2 protein-coding genes and 2 pseudogenes are annotated in these 4,290 nt (G+C 47.0%); all 4 read left to right on the plus strand.

The genetic code is table 11. The features are described 5' to 3' along the window. Window positions 1-212: pseudogene (locus tag VF500_RS13895) on the plus strand (hypothetical protein); the annotation flags it as partial. 2 nt (window positions 213-214) lie between these two features. After that, window positions 215-1,294 carry a Gfo/Idh/MocA family oxidoreductase gene (locus VF500_RS13900; protein WP_330860241.1) on the plus strand — a complete coding sequence of 360 codons (1,080 nt, stop codon included), beginning with the start codon at window positions 215-217 and terminating at the stop codon, window positions 1,292-1,294. A gap of 8 nt (window positions 1,295-1,302) precedes the next feature. Then, window positions 1,303-2,892 (plus strand): sodium:solute symporter family transporter, encoded by a 1,590-nt coding sequence (locus VF500_RS13905; RefSeq protein WP_330860242.1) that lies wholly within the window; start codon window positions 1,303-1,305, stop codon window positions 2,890-2,892. 1 nt (window position 2,893) lies between these two features. Continuing rightward, a pseudogene (locus tag VF500_RS13910) lies at window positions 2,894-4,290 on the plus strand (alpha-rhamnosidase); the annotation flags it as partial.

Below are 4,290 nucleotides of genomic sequence, written 5' to 3' on the forward strand. Positions count from 1 at the left end.
ACGGGCGTCGACTGATGCTGGTGATCAGTATCCCGAAAGGCAAAAAGCTTGACGACCTCAATCCTAAAACCATCGAAAATAATCCGCGGGTAAACGATTGGAACAGGTTGATGAAAAAATACCAGGAAGGTGTGCCTGGCACGCGAAAGGGCGAGGTATGGGTATTTTTTAAACAGGTAACAGACAACAGCGACACTAAACGATCATTATAAAAATGAAAATAGGAATATTAGGATTAGGCGAAGGGCGCAGCACCATGTCGGCAGTACTGAAAAGCGATAAGCTTGAACTGAAAATGGTGTGCGACAGGAATATTGAATTGTGCAAACACCGCGCTGAGGAGTTCAACTTTCATCGTTATACAACCAACTACGAGGACCTGCTCAATGATGCTGAAATAGATATCATAGCCATTTACACCCCCGATCACCTCCATGCCGAACACGTTAAACAGGCTTTACTTCATGGCAAACATGTGGTATGTACCAAACCATTTATCGACGATTTGGGTAAGGCCGCCGAGCTGCTTGAACTGGTTGAGCAAAGCGGCAAAAAAGTATTTGTAGGCCAAAGTTCTCGTTTTTTTGAGCCGATGAAAAAACAGCGTAAAGACTATGAGGCCGGTTTAATAGGTGATTTGATCACTGTCGAAGCCTATTATCATGCAGATCACCGCTGGTTTTTGGAGAAGCCATGGTCCTTACAGCAAGCTTTTAAATGGCTGTACGGAGGCTTGAGCCACCCTGTTGATTTTATTCGCTGGTACCTGCCCGATATTGAAGAGGTGATGGGGTATGGGATGCTGAGCTCTAACGGTGCTAAAGGGGGACTGAAGAACCCGGATACCATGCATTTTATTTTCAAAGCGAAAGATGGCCGCATTGCACGTGTGAGCGGTTGTTATACCGGCCCGGTGCAGCCCGTTACCCGCGATAGTGAAATGAGCTGCATTTTGCGCGGAACCGAAGGCTGTAGCCAGGGTGATTATATGGACTTGCGCTATGCCATCACCGATAATACCGGCGAAGAGCGCATCCTGACATGGGAACATAAACTGAAACATTATTTCAGGTTTGAGGGCAAAAGCCACCATGCCGGCGAGTATCAAAATTACCTCGAATACTTTGCTGATAGCATCACCGAAGGTTACACCGCTTATCCCGACATCAAAGAAGGCATAGGTACTATCGCTTTGCTTCAGGCTATGGACCGATCATTACAAAGCGGTAAACCCGTAAAGGTTGATGACATCCTCACCGAATTTAATTTAACCGTAAACGAATTAAGCGCATGATATTGGGCATGAGCAATATCGTATCGCGCCTCACGCTGTTGGATTACTCGGTTGTGGCAGTGTACCTAATTGTTTTAATGGTCATCGGTTACCGCGCCAGTTTCGGCAATAAAAACAAAACGGACGAAACCCTTTTCCTGGCCAATAAATCATTAGGTTGGGCAAGCATCGGTTTTAATATGTGGGGCACCAATGTGGGACCGTCCATGTTGCTGGCCTTTGCAAGTATCGGTTATAGCACAGGGATAGTAGCCGTTAATTTTGATTGGTATGCCTTTGTGTTCCTGATGCTGCTGGCGCTGGTTTTCGCGCCGAAATACATCGCAGCCAAGGTATCAACCATGCCCGAGTTCATGGGCAACCGCTATGGCGATTCAACCCGCAATATCCTGGCCTGGTATGCACTGATCAAAATGCTCATCTCATGGCTGTCACTGGGGCTGTTTGCCGGCGGCTTTTTAGTAAGGCAGATCCTTGGGATCCCCATGTGGCAATCGGTTATTGTACTGGTATCTTTTGCGGGTTTATTCGCCTTTACAGGTGGTTTAAAAGCTATAGCCAAAGTAAACGTTTTCCAGATGCTGCTGCTCATTGGCGTATCGTTAACCTTAACTGTGTTGGGCGTAGACAAAGCAGGCGGGCTATCGGCGGTGTTTCACCAAACGCCCTCAAGCTACTGGAACCTTATTCACCCGGCAAGTGATGTTAAATATCCATGGTATGCTATTTTGCTGGGCTACCCGGTATCAGCTGTAGCTTTTTTCTGCACAGATCAGGCCATGGTACAATCTGTGCTTGGGGCTAAAAACCTGGAGCAGGGGCAGCTTGGCGTTAACTTTATTGGCTGGCTCAAAATACTTTCGCTGCCGCTGTTTATCCTCACCGGTATTTTGTGTTTTATCCTCTATCCGCATCTGAGCGACCCGGCGTTAGCTTATATGACCATGGTTACCAATCTCTTCCCGCCCGGCATGAACGGTTTGGTTATCGTTGTGCTAATCGCGGTTTTGGTAGGTACAATTGGCTCATCGCTCAACTCGCTGAGCACGGTTTTTACCATGGATATCTATGCCGAAAAGATCAACCCTAAGGCCACTAACAAAGACCTGATCAAGGTAGGGCGTTATGCCGTAATTGCCGGCTGCCTGTTTGCCATAGGCATGGCGCTGGCTATCGACAGCATAAAAGGTCTCAACCTGTTCGATGTATTTCAATCGGTATTGGGCTTCATCGCGCCGCCGCTGGCCGTGGTTTTCCTGCTTACGGTTTATTGGAAACGGACTACCCGCAAAGCGGTAAATGTCATCTTATCAGCTGGCTCGGCCTTTAGTTTAGGTACAGGCGTGGTGTATTTATGGGTTCTTCCGCCCGCTAAGTATAGCTTTTGGCCGCATTACCTGATGCTGTCGTTTTTCATATTTGTTTTCCTGGCCGTATCGGCGATTTTGATCTCGCTGTTTGATAACGCGCCTACGGTTTACCAGGCAACCCTATCGGAAATACACAATACCGCTAAACCTACCCGGCGTGTAAAAATTGCCTGGGCACTGCTTACCATAATGATGATTGCTTTATACCTCATTTTTAACGGACATTAAAATGCATAAAATATCTACCCATACAAAAATCAATAAAAAGCATGTATTGGTCATGTTGCTCGGCCTGGTGTTTTTTGCCGATGTCGCCAAAGCACAAAAAGCCACCTGGATCTGGTATCCCGGTGATTATGAAGCATGGCTGAGCAACCGGATGCAAAACCGCCGTACCGAGCGTGGGGCCTTCTTCCCGCCATTCTGGAAACTGGACAGTCACTATGTACTGGTTGATTTTCATAAGGATTTTACGCTCACCAATCCCGAAACAGTTGAATTGGCCGTTGAGGGACAATACAATGTAAAGCTCGATGGTAAGGCATTAGCAGGTTACCCGAAAAATATCCATGTGCCGGCTGGCAGGCACAGGCTTAGTCTCAAAGTCCATAACCAGGCTGCTGCTCCTGCCATATTTGTTAAGGGGCAGAAACTGGTGTCAGATACCTCCTGGCTGGTAACTTATGAGGATAAGGAGTGGATTGATGAATCGGGCAAAACTTCTGATGTATCGGCCACCAAATACGTTAACGCCGGTAACTGGAACTTTGATTCGGCGGATAAAATCCCGTCTGCGTTCCGTTTGCCCACAGAGGAGCACAAGCCCGCAAAAACCGAACGAAAAGAACACTCCATTTTGGTTGATTTCGGTAAGGAAACCTTTGGATATGCAAAACTCATCGGCTTAAAAGGTAAAGGCAATGTTAAACTCTGCTACGGCGAATCCAAAGAAGAAGCTTTAGCTACAGCAACCTGCGAATTGCTGGATAGCATTAACATAGATCAGCCTCAAAAAGCTGATTATACCATGGAGGGCTCCCGAGCATTCCGCTACATCAATGTATTATTTGATGACAATGTAAGTGCCGACGATGTTTCCATGCTTTACGAGTATTCGCCGGTTGCGCAGCGGGGGAGTTTTAAATGTTCGGATGAACAGGTGAACAAGATCTGGGATGTATCAGCCTATACGCTGCAACAGAATACGCGCGAATTTTTTATCGACGGCATCAAGAGGGACAGGTGGATCTGGTCGGGCGATGCTTACCAAAGCTACCTCATGAATTATTACCTGTATTTTGATTCGCCAACGGTAACCCGTACGTTGTATGCCCTGCGCGGTAAAGACCCGGTAACCAGTCACATCAACACCATTATGGATTATACTTTTTACTGGTTCATGGGAATTTATGACTACTACCAGTACACCGGCGATAAAAGTTTCATCAAACAAATGTACCCGCGCATGCAAAGCCTGATGAGCTACTGCCTGCAGCGCCGCGATAAAAACGGACTGATGGAAGGCCTCCCCGGTGACTGGGTATTCATCGACTGGGCCGATAAACTCAGCAAAAAAGGCGAAGTAAGCTTTGAACAATTGTTGCTATGCCGCAGCCTGGAAACCAT

The sequence above is a fragment of the Mucilaginibacter sp. genome, assembly GCF_036383575.1.
In the GTDB taxonomy this organism is placed as follows: Bacteria; Bacteroidota; Bacteroidia; order Sphingobacteriales; family Sphingobacteriaceae; genus Mucilaginibacter.